Raw genomic sequence first — 17,168 nt, forward strand, 5'->3', positions numbered from 1 at the left:
TCACCCATGCTCACCGGCCTCAACCACCTGACCCTCGCCGTCACTGACCTGAACCGCAGCGTGGCGTTCTATCAAAACCTGCTGCAACTGCGTCTCGACGCCACCTGGGACACCGGCGCCTACCTCTCGCTGCCGGGGCTGTGGTTGTGCCTGTCCCTCGACCCGCTACGCAAGTCCGAACCCGCCGCCGATTACACCCATTACGCCTTCACCCTCGGTGCCGGGGATTTCCTGCCATTCGTCGAACGCCTGCGATCCGCCGGCGTAAAGGAATGGCGCGACAATCGCAGTGAAGGCGCATCGTTCTATTTCCTCGACCCGGACGGCCACAAGCTGGAAGTCCACGTAGGTGATCTTGAATCTCGGCTAGACGCCTGTCGGCAAAAGTCCTACGCAGGCATGAAGTTCTTCGACGATCAGTAAGGTGAACCCCAGGACCTGAGATAGACTTGCGACCAATTGCCACAAACAGGACTTTCCCATGACCCCATCGCTGCTAATGGCCGTACTCGCCTCCGGCTTCATCTATGGCATCACCCCCGGCCCGGGCGTGTTGGCGGTGTTCGGGATTGGCGCGGCGCGCGGTCGGCGGGCGGGGGCGGGGTTCTTGTGCGGGCATTTGCTCGGAGATGTGGTCTGGTGCAGCACGGCGCTGATCGCGATTGTCGGTGCCCGGGAAATCGGCAGCACGGCGTTCGATGTGCTGGGCGTGCTTAGCGGGTTGTATCTGTTCTGGCTTGGTTTGCGGGCGATTCGTGCCCGCCGCAGCAGCGCCGATGCGCCGCAGGGGCCGGCGCGGCAGCCGTTCTGGCACGGCATTCTGTTTGGTCTGACCAATCCGAAAGCCTACCCGGTGGCCGTGGCGACGTTCACCGCGTTGCTGTCCAGCCGCGCTGAGTTGCTCCACTGGTCGATGCTGCCCTGGCTGATTGCCCTGAGCTTCGTGGGCGGATTGCTGGCGTACGCTATTCTCATTGGCATTGTCGGTGCGCGGCGAGTGCGCACCGTGTATCAACGCCATGAGTTGTTGATCACACGGTTGTGTGGCGTGATGTTCATCGGCTTCGCCATCAACGCCCTGGCCCATGCGCTGCCGGGGTTGGTGTCGAACAAGGCTTGAGGCTGATCGCAGGGATGCGTCAGTGGCACCGTCAGCGCTCAGGCGTTGACCGGTCAGGGACGGTTTTTTATCGCTGCATTCTCCGGACACGCGCCCTGCACCATGACCACCCGAAATTCCGCGCCTTTGGCGAGCTACATCGACCTGTTGCTGGACGCCGTTTGTGCGGTGGACAAACAGGGGCGCTTTGTATTTGTCAGCGCGGCCTGCGAGCGCGTTTTCGGTTACACACCGGATGAATTGATCGGCCAGCCGATGATCGACCTGGTGCACCCCGGCGACCGTCAGCGCACCCTCGATGCTGCGCGGGAAATCATGGGCGGCGAACCCAAGCTCAACTTCGAAAACCGCTACCTGCGCAAGGACGGCCGGGTGGTGCACATCCTCTGGTCGGCACGCTGGTCGGAGGTCGATCAACTGCGCATCGCCGTGGCCCGGGACATCACCGAACGCAAGCAAGCCGAGTCGCGACAAGCGGCGTTGTATGCGATCTCCGAAGCGGCCCATGCAGCGGAAGACTTGCTGGCGTTGTTCAAACGCATCCACACGATCATCGGCGAATGGCTGCCGGCGCTAAATTTCTCCGTGGCGCTGTACGACGAACACTGCGCGCAGCTGAACTTCCCCTATCACGTCGACGACCGCGAGCATCAGCCCGAGCTGCCCGGCACGGTCACCGGGCGTTTGTGCGCCGAAGTTATTCGCAGCGGCCAGCCGATCCTGCTGACCCCGGGCCAGGACGCATTGCCCGAGGGCTTCGAAGTGCTGGTGGCGGAGCAGGACTCACCTTGCTGGCTCGGTGTGCCGCTGAACTCGCAAAACGGCACCATCGGCGCGCTGATCGTCAAAAGCGAGGCGGGCGGCGAGCGCTACACCGAGCAGGACAAAGAACTGCTGCAATACGTCTGCGCCCAGGTGGCGACGGCCATCGAGCGCAAACAATTGCACGCGCGACTGCAGCGCATGGCCCAGTACGATCAACTGACCCAGTTGCCCAACCGCGAATTACTGCGTGACCGGCTCAAGGCGTCGCTGGCCCTGGCCCGTTCCGAAGGCGGACGTATGGCCCTGCTGTATGTCGATCTCGACCGTTTCAAACAGGTCAACGACACCCACGGCCATGCGGTCGGCGACATGCTGCTGCAAGCGGTGGCCAATCGCATCAAGGGCTGCGTACGTGATACGGACACGGTGGCGCGTATTGGCGGGGATGAGTTCGTGGTGTTGCTGCACAGCATTCATGCTGCGGAAGATGCTGACAACGTCGCCGGAAAAATCCGTCAGGTGCTGGTACAACCTCTGCGCCTGGATGGTCACAGCCTCAATATCGAACCGAGCATCGGCGCGGCGCTCTACCCTGAGCACGGCACTGAAGAACAACAGCTGTTCCGCTATGCCGATGAGGCGATGTACGCCGTCAAACGCCTTCGGCATCGGCGGCTGGAAGTCTGAACGTTCGCCGCCGTTCGTCGCAGCATCCCCAGCTTTTCTAAACCTTTTTGTGGATGTGAATTCTGATCCTATGCGGGCGTTTGCTCGCCGCGATCAACACCAAGAGGATGAGAATCATGCCTACTTCAAGAAACTCTAACTCGGGAAACTTCGCCAACGATCGAACGAAGGCGTCTGAAGCCGGTCGCAAAGGTGGGAAAACTACCACTACGACTGTCGAGAAAGACCCTGCGAAAACCGATATGGGCCGCAAAGGTGGTCAGAAATCTCGTTAGTGGCGAGGGTAGTTTTGATTGAGAGACGGGGGCGCAAGCTCCCGTTTGAATTTTATTTCGAGGAGGGCGCGACCATGAGCCGGATGGCCACCCGTTTACGCAATGCCAGTTTTGTCACGTTGCTCGGCCTGTTTGCCAGCAGCGCCTTTGCCCAGTCGCCTGCCGACTTCATCAACGATGCGTCCGCCAAAGGCATGGCCGACATCGAAGCCAGTCGCCTGGCGCACCAGAAAACCGAATCCAAAGAGGTCAAGGACTACACCGTCGTGGTCATCAACGACCTGACCACCGCCAACCAGCACCTGGCGAAAATCGCCAAAAAGCTCGACTTGCCGGTGGCGCCTCGGGAAGAAGTGATCGACAAGTCCAAGTCGATGATCCCCGAAGTGAAGGATGGCCCAACCTTCGACCAGGCCTACGCGGCCAGTCAGGTGAAAACCACCCAGGAAGCCATCGCACAGATCGAGCAAGAAGCGCAGACCACCGACGTTCCGGAAATCAAAGCGTTTGCTGAAGAAACCTTGCCCAAGCTGCAAAATCACCTGCAGATGGCCAAGGCCCTGCAAGCCAGCCGCTAGCCCTTATGCAGCGCGGGTGACCGAAGTCACCCGCGACACGCGTCTCAGCATTGGTCGAATTTTGGCTTCGGCTTGTCGCCGCTCGGGGCGACGTCCATGGCAATCGTTTCGCCTTCGCCGATCTTGCGATATTGCTTTCTTAACTCTTCCAATTGCTTCAGATCCAGCGCCTCTAGCCCCAGCATCGCGTTCTGCGCGTCTTTCGTTACCCGCAGCAACTCATCGATCTTCAAGTGCAAGATATCCGTGTCGCGGTTCTGGGTGTTCTGGATCAGGAACACCATCAGGAAGGTGATGATGGTGGTCGAAGTATTGATGATCAGCTGCCAGGTGTCGTTGTAATGGAAGATCGGCCCGGTCAATCCCCACACAACAATCAGAATGATCGCGATCAAAAACGTCGTGGGACTGCCGGCCCACAACGCGAGCTTCTGGGAGATCTTTGCAAATTTCATTGCCGTGTTCCTTATAGGGATGCGCCTGAAATTCAGACAGCGACGGCTTGGTGGAATTTCTTTTTTTGAAATGGATGTGGGGAGCCCTAAAAGATCGCAGCCTTCGGCAGCTCCTACAGGGGAATGCGATCAGCGTAGGAGTTGCCGAAGGCTGCGATCTTGGCGATTTGACGTGGGCTGATCCGGACTCACGACGCAGTTCTGGGTGGGAATCTTTCATTGTGCCGGTTTGTGTCTAGTATCAATGGCAGTCAAAACGCCAGCATGCAAACACACGGATCGAAACCAAGTAAGAGGCCACTCATGGAATTCTTTGAAAAGTTAACAAGTCTAGCTGCCAAAGTTCGTTTGCAGAGCGTCGCAATCAAGACGGAGGAGGCGACCAAGAACGCCTTTGTGATGCCCTTTATCAGTACGGTGCTTGGCTACGATGTCTTCGATCCGACGGAGGTGACTCCAGAGTTTGTTTGCGATATCGGAACGAAAAAAGGGGAGAAAATTGATTACGCCATCATGAAGGAAGGCGAAGTTCAGATTCTGATCGAATGCAAAAAAATCGGCGAGCCGCTGCATATCAATCATGCCTCTCAGCTCTTTCGATATTTCCATGTCACCAGCGCTCGAATCTCCATCTTGACCAACGGCCAGGTCTACAAATTTTTTACCGACCTGGATGCGCCGAACAAGATGGACGAAAAGCCCTTTCTCGAACTTGATCTACTCGATATCGACGAATACTCCGTTCCCGAACTTATCAAGCTCACCAAGTCTGCATTCGATGTGGATTCGATCATCAGCGCCGCAGGCGAGTTGAAGTACGTCAGCCAGATCAAAAAGGTCATTGCGGCACAGGTCAGCAAGCCCGATGACGACTTTGTGAAAGTCTTTGCGTCTCGCGTTTACGATGGAGTGATTACACAAAAAGTCCGCGAACAGTTCCATGAACTGACGAGAAAGGCTGTGGTGCAGTTCCTTAATGATCAAATCAATGATCGACTCAAGTCGGCAATGAGTGGCGCAATTCAACCTGCGTTAGCTTCCTTGCCAGTTTCCTCCGGAGGCTCTGAACAGCCTGATGTGCGAGACGAGTCAGAAGACAAGGTTCTGACGACGCTGGAGGAGCTTGAGGGCTATCACATCGTTCGTGCCGTGGTTCGTTCTGTTGTCGATGCCAAGCGGATCGTTCAACGAGACACCCAGAGCTATTTTGGTATTTTGCTCGACGACAACAACCGCAAACCGATTTGTCGTCTGCATTTCAATCGCTCACAGAAGTACATCGGAATTTTTGATCAGGAGAAAAATGAAACCCGGCATCCAATAAGTTCGATAGACGATATCTACAACTACTCGGATCATTTGAAAAAGACGGTTGGGTATTACGATTAGTACAGCGAAAAAAACCGGCCTTCGAGGCCGGTTTTTTTATGGGATCTGTTTAAGCAGAAAGCGTCACCTCAACCTCCCAACTGAAATACCCCACCACTTCGCAGCTCTGATTCACCAGCATGAAACTCAATTCGCAGGCTGCCACGCCTGGGCTCAGGTGCGCGCATTCCCAATAGTGATCATCGGCCTGGTGGCTGCCGGGTTGGGTCGGGTTTTCCGGGTCTGGGGCTGGCACGGTGAGGTCGCTGTTGACCTGCAGTGTTGGCGGCGACAGCACTTGGGAATCGCCCACGGTCATGTCGTAGAAAACCACGCTGTGTTCGGCGATCAGGCTTACGGTCCTGCCGCGAATGTGGAGGGTTTTTCCGTTGTTGGTGGTTAATGTCAATTTGCTGTCATTTTTAACATTATCTATTCCACTGGCGACGAAGATGAATCCATCGCTGATGGTCGTTGGATTTTCAGCCTCAAGGCTGGGGGTCGGATACTTTGCGAGCAGCGACTCGGCATCAACCACCAGCAACACATTGTTGGCCGCCGCGACACTGGATGAAGGCGATTTGATCGGTTCGGAAGTCATCATGGATTCCTTTCATGATGTTGGCACAAGACGACAGCCGCTTCGGTTCATGCAAGACATCCTGTTCCTGCCGAAACGGCAACGAACGGGGTAGGCCCCTTGTTGCCAAGGGGCCAGCCTTCGTCAGTTGCGGATGGTGATGAACGGATCCCACGAGCAGCAGCCGACAACTTTGCAGTCGCGATCCACGATCAGGAAATGGAAGTGATAGGTCACGCTACCACTCGACAGGGTCTCCGAAGACCAGTAATGGTTATCGACTTTCTGGCAGCTCGGCACCGATGGGTTGCTGGTGTTCGGGACGGCGACGCAAGCCGTAGCCTTACGGGGCGTAGGCGTGGAGATCAGTTCGTTGCCGACGTTGCCGATGAACTTGTAGAAAATTACCGCGGTCTCGAAGCTCTGCGACAGGCTGGTTTCACGCCAGCGAATCAGGTCGCCCACCTGGGCTTTCAAGTTGAGTTCGCCACCGGCCTGACCATTGATCACGTTGTCCCGGTTGGTCACCATGTACACATGATTGACGTCGATCATCGTTGGCGAAGCGGGGTTTTTGCTGATGTTCGGGTAGTTTTTCAGAATGGTTTCGGTGTCGATTGAGACCAGCACATCCGTGACTCGAGACATAGTAAAGCTCCTTGTTCATAGTGATTGCCCGTCAACTTTCCAGGCATGACAACGCTTGCTTGCCTTACGGCCGTTGTTGAAACACTACGGGCGGAACCCACCATGCACGAGGCTTGAACAGGCCTTGCTCCATGCGTGCAAATTGACAGGTCGGGTTCCTTCCGACTGGCCGCGATTAGGACTATAGATGCGAAATATAGGCTGTCAAAATTGCTTGGCTGTTCCTTCGACGAACGGTCGATTTGGTTATGATTTGCGATGATTTAGCGATAAGAAAACCCCATCTCAGACTTGCGTGTTACATAAGTCGAATAGGGCTGGCGCGCGGGTCAAGGTATCGTAGCGAACCGGTTGCCGGCCTTGCCCAGGGCAACCCTCGACAGGAGAACGCAATGAGTTGGTCCGCCAAACAATACGTCGCTTTTGAAGATGAACGCACCCGCCCGGCCCGCGATTTGCTCGCGGCCATCCCGCCCGTGGACGCGCGCTCGGCCATCGACATCGGCTGCGGCCCTGGCAACTCCACCGAGTTGTTGGTCGAGCGCTTCGACAATGCCTTGGTGCGCGGCGTGGACAGTTCGACCGATATGATCGACGCCGCCCGCAAGCGCTTGCCAGATGTGCAGTTCGACACCGTTGACATCGCAACCTGGAACGATAGCGGCCCGTTCGACGTCATCTTCGCTAACGCGGTGTTGCAGTGGTTGCCTGATCACTCGAGGTTGTTGCCATCGCTGGCATCCCGACTGACAAAGGGCGGGAGCCTGGCAATCCAGATGCCGGACAACCTCAACGAACATTCCCACCGTTTAATGCGCGAAGTTGCTGCCAGTGGTCCGTGGGCCAGCAAGTTGGCGGACGCCGCCGGGCAACGGACGGAAATGGCCAGTGCCGGGGATTATTACTCGATGCTGCGACCGCACTGTGCGCGGGTCGATGTGTGGCGCACGACTTACCATCATCCGTTGGCGGGTGGGGCTTCGGGCGTGGTGGAGTGGTTTAAGGGGAGTGGGTTGCGGCCGTTTCTTGATCCGCTGGATGAGGGGGAGCGGACGGAGTATTTGAAGCAGTATCTGGCGGCGATTGAGCAGGCTTATCCGGCGTTGGAGGATGGCTCGGTGTTGTTGCCGTTTCCGCGGTTGTTCATTGTGGCAACCCGGTAAAAAGGCCAATGAACTAGTCATTTGAAACATTGAACCTGTGGGAGCGAGCCTGCTCGCGAAAGCGAACTGTCAGACAACACATGTGTTGAGCCTGAGACAGCTTTCGCGAGCAGGCTCGCTCCCACAGGGTTTACGCCATTAGTCGATTGACAGTTCTCAGCGCCCAACCCCAACCAACATCATCATCGGCCGCTCACGCTCCTCCGCCAACGCCGGCTGCGACGCCACCTGCGCATCGCTCGGCCCCCATTCATTCACATGCTGAATCGTGAACCCCGCCGCAATCAACGTATTCAACAAAGTCCCCACCGTGCGGTGCTGCTTGATCACACCCTCAGCGAGCCAATTGGTCACCCGCTCACCTTCCAACTGATAACTGTCCACCGGCCAACGTTTGCGACCTTCACCATCAATCAACCAGCCTGGATTACGCGGTGCCATGAAGATCGGGTGTTCGATGGAAAACACAAAGCGCGAACCGGGTTTCAAGGCTGCGTGGATATTTTTGAACAGGCCGGGCAGATCCTTGATGTAGTGCAATGCCAGCGAACTGTAGGCCAAGTCGAAACTGCCGGCGGGTAGATCAAGCTGCTCCAGATCAGCGCGAGCATATTGAATATTGGCAGCGGAGGTCGTCTTACGCGCCTGCTCCAGCATCTTCTCCGACACATCAAGACCGAGCACGCTGTGAGCGCCTTGCTCACTCGCCCAACGGCTAAACCAGCCATAACCGCAGCCCAGGTCCACCACTTTCAAACCTTTCATCGGCGGCAGCATGGATTGAAGTGCCGGCCATTCAGGTGCGGCATCCAAGCCACCAATGGAACGGCCCATCTGGCTGTAGCCCTGGAAAAATTCAGGATCGTCGTAAATGTTTTGCGTCATGTTCGAATTGCTCTGCTGAGTTCGTCACGGGCGGCACGAGTTGCCGCCGATTGGTTTCCCTCGAAGAGTGATGGCGCGTATTCGTTGATGGCCGCGCAGGGGGGGGAGGGTGGTTGGAGATGAGGGAATGCTAGAAAAGGTCATTAGCTCTGTTGCAAAACCTTGAGTGCTGCCGAAGCCAGAAAACCCGAGCGGCTTTTCTCTTCCGGATGATGCAATACGTACTCATCAATGCGGTTGAGCAGGTAACCAGGCAATGTGATGTTCAGCTTCTGAGCTTTGCCCAAATACTTGGTGACATCAATATCCACCAGCGCCCAAGTACAGCCTGCGTATTGCGGATTGGCGGCATGTAAGGTGACTTTATTTGCAGGCGGAATCGGTGATCCGTCCTCAGCCAGAATTTCGAAATGGCCCTCAATGGCTTCGCGAGCCATGGCCATCGCATCATCCAGATCCTCGCCAGCAGAGAAGCAACCAGGAATATCCGGAACTTCCACGCCCCAAGCCTGTTCATCATCGCCCATTGAAATCGCAATTGGGTAAAGCATGTCCTTTGTCCTCCTCGAACATCGCGCATTGAGCTCGTCAGAGCAGCGCCTGTTGCAAAATACTCATAGCCGTTTTCTTGAGCAGGTCCTTTTTCGGATGAGGAACTGTCACCAACCCCGGTTTGGTCGGATGCTTGAAGTGATGGTGACTGCCCCTGATTCGAACTAGATACCAGCCATCTGCGACGATTTGGCTTATCAAAAATCGGCTATTCACATCACCTCCGTGTGGTGTGCTTAGGTGGTTACTATACCTACTGAATTTATTTAATCAACACTATAACCACCGAGCTCTATTGGATACCAATAAGCGGATGCTAGGAACGAGTTTAGGAGGCTGTGAAAAGGCGGAAGATTTTCTGTATTGCGGGGTTTTGCGGCGGTCTAAAGTGCGGACATAACTCAAATCCCGCCCATAAAAAAACCGGCCACCAGGACCGGTTTTTCTCTATCTCTACATCCCCCGTCAAAAAACCTCAACGCGAGACCAAAATTCGATTGGAGCGGGTGAAGGGAATCGAACCCTCGTTATCAGCTTGGGAAGCTTTTACTAGTGCAGTCTCAGCGCGGTACAGGGGATATCAATTTCTGTCTGTAGCCCAGTAAAATCGCGGCTCTCAGAGGGTGGTGTTCAATCGTGTTATTTCATGCGGTATCACCTTAGATCTGTCCGACTGTCACCTGGAACTGTCACCAATGCTCACGGAAAAGCAGATTCAAGCGCTGAAACCTCGCGAAGGGGACTACGTCATCTCCGACGGCCGCACAGCCAAAGGCGAAGGGGTGCTCGTGCTCAAAGTCCGCCCCAGCGGGACGAAGGAGTTTTATTTTCAGCGGCATGTCGCTGGTAAAAAGAAGCTGGCCAAGCTCGGTACATGGCCTGAGATGAAACTAACAATCGCCCGGGACAAGTGCCGCGAGGAGAAGGGTGTGCAGGTTTCACCAGGTACATTTCAGGATCTGCTTGATCTGTATGTGAAGAAGCTCGAAACCGAAGAGGCCGCATCCGCCAGCGATGTTAAGTGGTCGCTCAAGCATTACGTCAGCGACCCATTTCCCGACCTGGTCAGCAAACCCGCTTCACTCATCGGCCCGGTTCAGATACGCAACATCATTGTGAAGATGATCGATGCCGGCATTACCACGTATTGCAATCGCGTCCGTTCACAGCTCCATGCCGCATTTCAGGTTGGGCTGGAGCAGGAGTACAACCCACGCAGTTACCTGGACGTACAAGTGCGGTTTGGCCTGGTCAGCAACCCGGTGGCCAGCGTGCCGGTTCAGGACGACTGGGAACAACCAGGTGATCGGGCTCTTTCAACTGAGGAACTGGCGACACTTTGGCAGCTACTTCCTGAGCATTTGAGTCTGGTGACGTCCGAATTGCTGAAATTTCTGATTGCATCTGGTGGCCAGCGGCCGGAGCAAGTCCTGGCAACCGAGCGACGCCAGTACCTGAAGGATCATTTAATAATCAGGAATAGGAAGGGGAAAAGTGGAGGCAAGGGTATTGAAGGAGAGCGGTCATTGCACGTCGTCCCCTTCAACAAGCTGATGCGCCAAAGTCTGAAAGTGATGAATGAAGTCAGTGAGTCCAGTGCTTATCCCTTTATGGGCAAAGCTGACGGCAAGGCGTTGCACACGCAGTCGCTGTCCCGAGCAGTGACAAAGCTCTATAGCCGACACACCAAGAAATTCAACGGCCCCTTCACACTGCGCGACATTCGCCGAACGTGCAAAACTCTAATGGGCGTAGCGGGGCTCGATAAGGAATTGAAGGACCGGATTCAGGGTCATGCCTTCGGTGATGTGGGATCGAAGCACTACGATCGGTATACCTATTTCAAAGAAAAGAAGTCAGGATTGCAGCGGTGGTCAAACTGGTTACAAAAAAATATCACTACTAAAAACGTTACGTCATGATGCTATTCGCTTTGCGAATACGGTTTCTCAAAAATTGCGGTGCTGAAATCGCTGTTTTAAATAAGGAGAGTTAAGGATGGATTTTTTAGTATACGTCAAGTCCGTGCCTGACGTAGTCTGGTCCGGACTTCTAGCTTCATTATTTACATCGGCTCTCACTCTTGGAGGTGTTTGGTTGTCCAATAGGAGCAGTACGCTACGATTGGAGATTCAACTTAACCATGACTCATATGTGAAGTCTCAGGAACGCACTGCGTCTCTAAGAAAAGAAGTTTATCTTGAAGCTGCAAAGAAGATGCCTCAAGCGCTGAGTACTTTAGTTGATGTCGCGAACAAAGACGAAACGTTTGTAATTAGCGATGATTTGAATGATTTTTTCTATGTTGCAGCTCAGGTTCAGCTAGTCGCTGAACCAGCTACAGCGTCATTGATTAATGATCTAGTACTACTATACAACGGCGTTGTAATGACGTCTGCCTTCGGTAGAGACGCACTTTGTGCCGCTATTATAGAAACAAAAAGGTTGACCAAAAAGCGAGATTTTTCGCTTTCAGAGTCTGAGCGAGTGTCTCATGAGATGCAAAAGTTAGCTGACGCTACGCCTGCAGACTCTAAAGTAATGCAGGCACTAATGGTATCCTACCTGAAATATAGTGCCGAGGCGCACGATGCAAAGTTAGAATTGACCGAATATGAGCGTAAGACCGTCCTTGAACGCTTTCGTTTACTTCAGCTCTTGCTTCCAGATTTAAAGGCAATTGCTAAAATGCAAGTAGGTGTTCTTGTAGGTATCCGAAGTGACTTGGGTTTAAGTTCGGACATTGATCTCTTAAACGCGCAGTCGGAAAAACAACTAGCTGCTATTGAACATATGATAGAGCATTTAGACGATCTAATAAAAGAGCATGGTTTGGCGGACGTTTAAATCTTGAAATGAATGAGGCCGCTTAAGCGGCCTCGGTTGGTTTCCATTCTGCAGGATTCTGCTGCCAAGCGACGATGGCGGACTCTCGCCAGCCGACTCGACCGGGTGAGATCGAAACCGGGCGTGGGAAGCGACCACTTTTCATTGCACGCCACAGCGTTGCATGTGACAAGGACGTTACGGCGATAACATCTCGTTCCCGCATAAAACGATCTAGCTTGCTCACTTTGACCTATCTCCCTGCGGTGCTGGTAAAGCTCTTTCCGACTCAATGAAACCGGAGCTTTGCCCTTCACCATCCATCACCTTAAGAAACATCACCTCAACCTTCGCTGAGTCGACGAGCACCTTTCCCACTTCGGCGATAGCCTTGGCTCGATCGATGTCCATCGGCTTGTCTTCGTCCTGGAGCGCCTCCAAGGTCGCGAACAGATGATTTCTCAGGTCGGTCATTTTGTTATTCATTGGTCGCCTCGATCGTTCTTTTCAATTTGCCTAGGAGGCGGATGGTTTCTTTGAGCTCGGGTGGAAATCGCTGAATCGTGTTACGGCTCATGAGCTCGCGCCGCGTAATTAATTCAAGATTGTCTACGGAGCAGTTTGTGTGATCGGCGGTTTTGAAAACCAACACCATGCCCTTCGGGATCGCCCCATGAACCGCCTGCCAATTGCGACGGTGCGTCCATTCCCATTTGTTAGGCTCGGCCACCTTAACTTTCATATACCCGTCCGTGGCCAACACCTCGGTTTCGATTGGGACATGATTGTGCGGTCGGTGCCCTCTGGTGAATTGTGTCTCTGCGGATTGTCCACCAGCCGCAAACGGCTTTCCTTTGTTCCAGGCGCCGTGCCCTTTTTGAAAACGCGTGGCCACTCCTGGATTGTCGTCACGACGCAACCGGCCGGAATGTTCGCTGGCCAGGAACTCTTCGCTGCGCTTCAAGCCGAGTTCTTTTGCTTTTCCATAAAGGGCGGATTTAGGGCGCCCCAACGTCTCAACTAGCTGGGCCATCGGCGTGGCCGCGTACAGCGACCTTAAACGCGACTCCTCGGCTGTCGTCCAGAAACGCCGGCGGTTGGTAGGATTTTGCAGAGGGCTAGTGGCAGAGCGTGCCCTGGCTCGTTGTAACGCTTGTTGTGCAATGGTATTCACGGTTTTGTTCCTCAAATTCAGGCCTACCGGCGAGCTTTTGCCAATTTCGCGGTAAGCCTTTCCGCCATCAAGGCAGCCCATTCTTCTGTTTTCCGTTGCTGACGTTGCTCACTGCAGCTTTTGTGTCGGCGTATTGAGCGAGCGAAACCACAGATATCGCAGACGCTGGGCAGGTCCAGGCGTTTGCTGGCCATCGCGGGCCGGATTCGTTCCTGCGACATAGTCAGGCTTCCTCCGCGACTGCTATTTCAGTTAGATAGACTTCAAAAAAACCGGGGACGTCGACGTCAACGCCGATCACCCTCATTCCGCACCAACCATACGGCTGCTCGTCCGCTTCGCAGCCACCGAAGCCTTCGGCGCTGTGAAGGTCGTGCGTCCAGCTGGTGCCCGGGTTGTCACCGAGGACGTTTTTGAACGCCGGAGTAAACTCTGCTCCGCCTTGCTCGAGCATGATTCTGATCATGGTGGATCCGGCCAGACGGATAGCCACGCGCACGAGGTCGTTGGTTTCCTCCAGGAGACGCGACTTATCGTCTGAAAAATACTGGTTGATCAGGGCTGCGCGCTCCTGGGTCAACACGTCGAGGTTCACCTCGAGCAGAACCTCGTAGTCTTTCCAGGACTCCGCAACGCGATATCGCTTCAGATTTGCGGGGGTGATAGCCTCGGCGACGCTGCCGTTGGGGTTTTGAGCTTGCATGGTTCTCTCCTTTCAGTGGTGGCTGGTGCCATGGGGTTACAGCCCCATGGCACCGACTTTTTCCGGATGCTTAGCTAAGGAGCCAGATCAGCAGATCCGGCACCTGGACCGCTACGATCGCGATCAACGCCACCGTCACGACGGCACCGATCAATTGCCCAAGCAGGGCGTCGCGTGCGGTCTGTCCAATTTGCTTTGTGTCGCGCATGGTTCTCTCCTTTCAAAAGTACCGGTTGCAGCCGGCGTTACAGGTTGCTGTCTGGCAGTCGCACCAGGTGCAGCACCAGGTCTTCAAACTCGGTCGTGTCTTCGGCACATGACCGCCATTCCAAAACCGCCTGGATCTGTAGCCTTGAGCAACTCAGCACCAGGATCTCGCGCTGGCCGTCGGTGGCTCTTACCTCCAAGATGTCGACCAGGCCGTTGGCGCCGTAGGCTTCGGCCTGCACCGTTTTGCGGTGATCGTTTCCGAGCTCGTTGAGCAGCTGGGAGACGCGGTCCTGCTGGTTTTCCGCAGTGCCGGTAACGACTTGAATTTGCATTGTTCTCTCCTTTCAGCGCTGTTCTACGCGGGTGCAGCCCTACGCCTGGAACATCCAGCACTTGACGGTGGGTGACTTGGTGATCGTGTTGTTATTCCGGGTGGCCTGGTAAGCACGCACCGCGCTGTCGACCGCCTTGTTCGATTCCAGGAATTTGCGGCAGCGGGATTCCTTCAGACGATCGCGCAGCTCACTGACGTCGGCCAGCTTCTGGCGGTGCTCTGCGGCTCGCTCGACGAACTCGTTGAGGTTGATGGCGATGACGTTGTCTTTTTTGCTGTGGTTCACCACCGGCCCATCGGCGTCGAGGCCTTGCAGGTATTCGTAGACTTCCCAGAATTCAGCAACGACAGGGTGGTCTGCGCTGATCGAGCTTTGGCGCTCGATCGCCATTGAAATGATGCAACGTTGAGTGGTGCTGATATGCGAATCGCTCAGGGGTACGAGCGAGCGGATGCAATCCAGCAGGCCGAGCAATTGGGCGTGGTTTTTAACAATCCGTTCGACGCGGATGTAGCCTCGCAGCTGATTCCCGCATTTTTGGCATGCCGCCTTTTCGTTGTTGGCTGGGTACTCGGTGTCGCAACTGATGCAATGGGTGTGCAGCCGGCGCAAACGCGCTTCGTGTGCGGGGATTTTGTCGGCGAGTGTGGACATGACATCGCTTTCGCGTTTCACCGCCTGCAGCAGGAAATGACTGAGCTGGCTTCCGTCCAGGGCGGTCAGCCGGTCAGCCGCGGCTCGACTGTCTGGCGTCACGTTCGGCCGCACAAAGTGCAGCTTCACAATCCGCGTCATGATGGCTTCTGAAGCAATCACAGGCGCGTTCTGGCTGATCGCGATCGTTCCTCGGAAGGGCGGCTCGTAGGTTTCGTTGCCGGCGGTTTTGACGCCCTTTGTCGCCAAGGTGCCGCCGCCGAAGTAGTCCTTCAGCTCGTCCCATTCAAAGTTCTTCGCGTGGGATTTGTCGTCACCGCTCCGATCGGACTCCAGTAGCACCACTGGCATGCCGGACACCTGGCCCATCAGGCGGCTACGGCCAGCCTTGGTGGATTTCGACGGGTCAAACCCTTCGTAACCGGCGCGGCCGAGCAGCTTCCACAGCAGGTTGAGCAGTGTGGTTTTACCGGCCCCGGCCTCGCCGGTGGCTTCCAGGAAGGGAAAGGACTGGTACCGAGCGCGGATCTGCTCGGCGAACAGCGAGCCAAACCAGAAGGTCAGCGCGACAACGCCCTGGGCGCCGAAGCACGTCCACAACAATTTCGCCCATTCGTCGCTGTATTCCTTCGGGTCGCGCTGAATTCGCACCGGTACCGCGCGTTGCAGGGTTTTCAGACGTAGCTTGCCGAACTCGAAAAATTCCTCGTCGTTGACGTCGATCACTTGACCATCTTTGATGGCCACGTCGCCGTACACGTAGCAACTGTATTCCTTGCTATACCCGACAAAGTCGATCGTCTGAACCGTTTTGATCGCGAACAGCTGGTCCTTCATGATCTTGTCGAGCTGCTGGCCACTGCCGGTGAATACTGCGCCGGCGGCCATGCCGAGCAGACGTTTCTTGAACTCGCTCGCAGCGGCTACCTGACCACCGGTGAAGGTGTTTTTTACCGAACCGCCGTCGTGCGGAAAATCGACACGGAAGAAGTACCAGGACTCGTCAGTGATCTCATTGCGCTGGAAGTACAGCGCCTGGGGATAGCAGTTGGCGATCTCGACTACGCAGCCCGACATGCGCAACGCTTTCTCACGCATCGCTTTATTGTTCAGCTGCTGCTCTTCGTGGTTTTCGCTCGTTTCCAGCGCCTGCATGGCGTTGTTGAATTTGCTGATGTCCAGCTTCCACCAGTAAAGGCGGGACTCAAACCCGAAGTGGAATTCCTCACGCTCGCGCCAGTTGTACATCAGCAGCGCTTTTTCCGACGCGCTCTCGGCTATAAGCAGGGCACCATGGTGGCGGGCCTCGTCGAGGTCCGCTTCTGTGCGCTTGCGGCGATCGGCTTCATCGCTGATAAAGGTCCAGCGCTGATGCAGATCGTTCCAGTCCACCTTTCGCGCATCACGTTGCGGAATCTGAGCCGCAGTGCATTCAAAGCCCAGAGCCCGGGCCATGGCGACCCATTTGCGGGTGTACCGGTGTGCGCCAGGCTCGTTGTCCAGGGCCCACACCAGTCTCGGCAGATTGCCTGCTCGATCGACGGCGAGTGCTTTCAGCGAGGCCTCGGGAAATGCATTCGACGACATTGCCGCGACCGCATCGATCGCGTTGTGCTCGAGGGCGATCGCATCAAAGATGCCTTCGACGATCCACAGTTCTTTGGTCTGTGACAGGTCGATATTCGGCGAGCACCACCAATAACCTTTGTACGACGCTCCGGGTTTGAATCGGGCTTTCTTCTTGCCGAAGCGCTGAGGCTGGTCAATCAGGCGCTCCCAGTAACCGCCGTGCTCCAAAGGAAAACGGACCGTTGCTGATCCGATATTCAGGTCGCGGTCAAAATAGTTTTCCTGGGTGAACAGTCCGGCGACCAGCTCGATCTTGAAGCCCCGGGCGAACTCCATATAAGCGCGGGCGCTTGCTGTCGGTTGATCGTCCGTGGCAGGTGCACGTTTGCTCCAGTCGTCGAACAGATCCGCGTACAGCTCTTTGACATGCCACTGCTGACCGCATTTGCTCTCACGGCCGCATTTGATGAACCACGGATTGTTGAAACTGGAGTACAGCTCTTTTTTATTGCAGGCAGGGCAGGTGCCACCGCGCATGAAGTCGGTGCCTGAGCGATGCCGCAGGCCGTAGTTCAATTCGAGTCGGGTCAATACATCGCCCCGGATTTTTTGTTCCATCTC

The 17,168-nt window shown here is 55.4% G+C and carries 22 protein-coding genes; 9 read left to right on the top strand and 13 right to left on the bottom strand.

Features of this window, described 5'->3' with window-relative positions; translation table 11 throughout:
• Positions 1 to 6 precede the first annotated feature (6 nt).
• From fos to ACIQY3_RS04925, 5 genes are all read left to right on the top strand, one after another.
• On the top strand, positions 7 to 423 hold the full coding sequence (gene fos / locus ACIQY3_RS04905; RefSeq protein WP_403017793.1) for a fosfomycin resistance glutathione transferase: 417 nt from the start codon (positions 7 to 9) through the stop codon (positions 421 to 423).
• A gap of 58 nt (positions 424 to 481) precedes the next feature.
• Complete coding sequence (locus ACIQY3_RS04910; protein ID WP_403017794.1) at positions 482 to 1,120, top strand: LysE family translocator; 639 nt, start codon at positions 482 to 484, stop codon at positions 1,118 to 1,120.
• A gap of 102 nt (positions 1,121 to 1,222) precedes the next feature.
• The gene (locus tag ACIQY3_RS04915) at positions 1,223 to 2,572 is read left to right on the top strand and encodes a diguanylate cyclase domain-containing protein (RefSeq protein WP_403017795.1); all 1,350 of its coding nucleotides are present in this window, start codon (positions 1,223 to 1,225) and stop codon (positions 2,570 to 2,572) included.
• A gap of 116 nt (positions 2,573 to 2,688) precedes the next feature.
• Positions 2,689 to 2,847 (top strand): KGG domain-containing protein, encoded by a 159-nt coding sequence (locus ACIQY3_RS04920; protein WP_082356627.1) that lies wholly within the window; start codon positions 2,689 to 2,691, stop codon positions 2,845 to 2,847.
• 74 nt (positions 2,848 to 2,921) lie between these two features.
• Positions 2,922 to 3,425, top strand: coding sequence for a DUF4142 domain-containing protein (locus tag ACIQY3_RS04925; protein WP_403017796.1), 504 nt, complete (start codon positions 2,922 to 2,924; stop codon positions 3,423 to 3,425).
• 44 nt (positions 3,426 to 3,469) lie between these two features.
• On the opposite strand, the gene ACIQY3_RS04930 is transcribed toward ACIQY3_RS04925, so the two are convergent.
• Entirely contained in the window at positions 3,470 to 3,880 is a 411-nt protein-coding gene (locus ACIQY3_RS04930; protein ID WP_403017797.1) for a low affinity iron permease family protein, read from the bottom strand.
• A 303-nt stretch (positions 3,881 to 4,183) separates the two neighbouring features.
• On the opposite strand from ACIQY3_RS04930, the gene ACIQY3_RS04935 reads away from it, so the two are divergent.
• On the top strand, positions 4,184 to 5,269 hold the full coding sequence (locus tag ACIQY3_RS04935; RefSeq protein WP_403017798.1) for a type I restriction endonuclease: 1,086 nt from the start codon (positions 4,184 to 4,186) through the stop codon (positions 5,267 to 5,269).
• A gap of 49 nt (positions 5,270 to 5,318) precedes the next feature.
• On the opposite strand, the gene ACIQY3_RS04940 is transcribed toward ACIQY3_RS04935, so the two are convergent.
• Together ACIQY3_RS04940 and ACIQY3_RS04945 are read right to left on the bottom strand one after the other, a co-directional pair.
• Entirely contained in the window at positions 5,319 to 5,849 is a 531-nt protein-coding gene (locus ACIQY3_RS04940) for an AidA/PixA family protein (RefSeq protein WP_403018130.1), read from the bottom strand.
• A gap of 123 nt (positions 5,850 to 5,972) precedes the next feature.
• On the bottom strand, positions 5,973 to 6,476 hold the full coding sequence (locus ACIQY3_RS04945; RefSeq protein WP_163908912.1) for an inclusion body family protein: 504 nt from the start codon (positions 6,474 to 6,476) through the stop codon (positions 5,973 to 5,975).
• 392 nt (positions 6,477 to 6,868) lie between these two features.
• On the opposite strand from ACIQY3_RS04945, the gene tam reads away from it, so the two are divergent.
• Positions 6,869 to 7,639: a trans-aconitate 2-methyltransferase gene (tam, locus tag ACIQY3_RS04950; RefSeq protein ID WP_403017799.1), complete on the top strand. Its 771-nt coding sequence runs from the start codon at positions 6,869 to 6,871 to the stop codon at positions 7,637 to 7,639.
• Between the two features lie 156 nt (positions 7,640 to 7,795).
• Here the strand turns inward: tam and ACIQY3_RS04955 are convergent, their stop codons facing one another.
• The 3 genes from ACIQY3_RS04955 to ACIQY3_RS04965 form a co-directional block, all read right to left on the bottom strand.
• A complete protein-coding gene (locus tag ACIQY3_RS04955; RefSeq protein ID WP_403017800.1) occupies positions 7,796 to 8,524 on the bottom strand; it encodes a class I SAM-dependent methyltransferase in 729 nt (242 codons plus the stop codon).
• A 143-nt stretch (positions 8,525 to 8,667) separates the two neighbouring features.
• Positions 8,668 to 9,075, bottom strand: coding sequence for a type II toxin-antitoxin system HicB family antitoxin (locus tag ACIQY3_RS04960; RefSeq protein ID WP_403017801.1), 408 nt, complete (start codon positions 9,073 to 9,075; stop codon positions 8,668 to 8,670).
• Between the two features lie 37 nt (positions 9,076 to 9,112).
• Positions 9,113 to 9,292 (bottom strand): type II toxin-antitoxin system HicA family toxin, encoded by a 180-nt coding sequence (locus ACIQY3_RS04965; RefSeq protein WP_169371212.1) that lies wholly within the window; start codon positions 9,290 to 9,292, stop codon positions 9,113 to 9,115.
• A gap of 479 nt (positions 9,293 to 9,771) precedes the next feature.
• Between ACIQY3_RS04965 and ACIQY3_RS04970 the strand changes: the two genes are divergently transcribed.
• Together ACIQY3_RS04970 and ACIQY3_RS04975 are read left to right on the top strand one after the other, a co-directional pair.
• Positions 9,772 to 10,998, top strand: a complete 1,227-nt coding sequence (locus ACIQY3_RS04970) for a tyrosine-type recombinase/integrase (RefSeq protein ID WP_403017802.1) — start codon at positions 9,772 to 9,774, stop codon at positions 10,996 to 10,998.
• A gap of 232 nt (positions 10,999 to 11,230) precedes the next feature.
• Positions 11,231 to 11,923 (top strand): hypothetical protein, encoded by a 693-nt coding sequence (locus tag ACIQY3_RS04975; protein ID WP_403017804.1) that lies wholly within the window; start codon positions 11,231 to 11,233, stop codon positions 11,921 to 11,923.
• 22 nt (positions 11,924 to 11,945) lie between these two features.
• Here ACIQY3_RS04975 and ACIQY3_RS04980 read toward each other — a convergent pair whose 3' ends face one another.
• From ACIQY3_RS04980 to ACIQY3_RS05010, 7 genes are all read right to left on the bottom strand, one after another.
• Positions 11,946 to 12,128: a helix-turn-helix transcriptional regulator gene (locus ACIQY3_RS04980; protein WP_403018131.1), complete on the bottom strand. Its 183-nt coding sequence runs from the start codon at positions 12,126 to 12,128 to the stop codon at positions 11,946 to 11,948.
• Positions 12,129 to 12,145: 17 nt separating this feature from the next.
• Entirely contained in the window at positions 12,146 to 12,388 is a 243-nt protein-coding gene (locus ACIQY3_RS04985) for a hypothetical protein (protein ID WP_403017805.1), read from the bottom strand.
• Complete coding sequence (locus ACIQY3_RS04990) at positions 12,381 to 13,076, bottom strand: HNH endonuclease signature motif containing protein (RefSeq protein ID WP_403017806.1); 696 nt, start codon at positions 13,074 to 13,076, stop codon at positions 12,381 to 12,383. The genes ACIQY3_RS04985 and ACIQY3_RS04990 overlap by 8 nt, the downstream gene beginning before the upstream one ends.
• Positions 13,077 to 13,299: 223 nt before the next feature.
• Positions 13,300 to 13,779, bottom strand: coding sequence for a DUF2528 family protein (locus ACIQY3_RS04995; protein ID WP_403017807.1), 480 nt, complete (start codon positions 13,777 to 13,779; stop codon positions 13,300 to 13,302).
• A gap of 70 nt (positions 13,780 to 13,849) precedes the next feature.
• Complete coding sequence (locus ACIQY3_RS05000) at positions 13,850 to 13,987, bottom strand: hypothetical protein (protein WP_403017808.1); 138 nt, start codon at positions 13,985 to 13,987, stop codon at positions 13,850 to 13,852.
• A 37-nt stretch (positions 13,988 to 14,024) separates the two neighbouring features.
• Positions 14,025 to 14,321 carry a hypothetical protein gene (locus ACIQY3_RS05005; RefSeq protein ID WP_403017809.1) on the bottom strand — a complete coding sequence of 99 codons (297 nt, stop codon included), beginning with the start codon at positions 14,319 to 14,321 and terminating at the stop codon, positions 14,025 to 14,027.
• Between the two features lie 39 nt (positions 14,322 to 14,360).
• Positions 14,361 to 17,165, bottom strand: coding sequence for a toprim domain-containing protein (locus ACIQY3_RS05010; protein WP_403018132.1), 2,805 nt, complete (start codon positions 17,163 to 17,165; stop codon positions 14,361 to 14,363).
• Positions 17,166 to 17,168 lie beyond the last annotated feature (3 nt).

The sequence above is a fragment of the Pseudomonas sp. NPDC096950 genome (assembly GCF_044762525.1).
In the GTDB taxonomy this organism is placed as follows: Bacteria; Pseudomonadota; Gammaproteobacteria; order Pseudomonadales; family Pseudomonadaceae; genus Aquipseudomonas.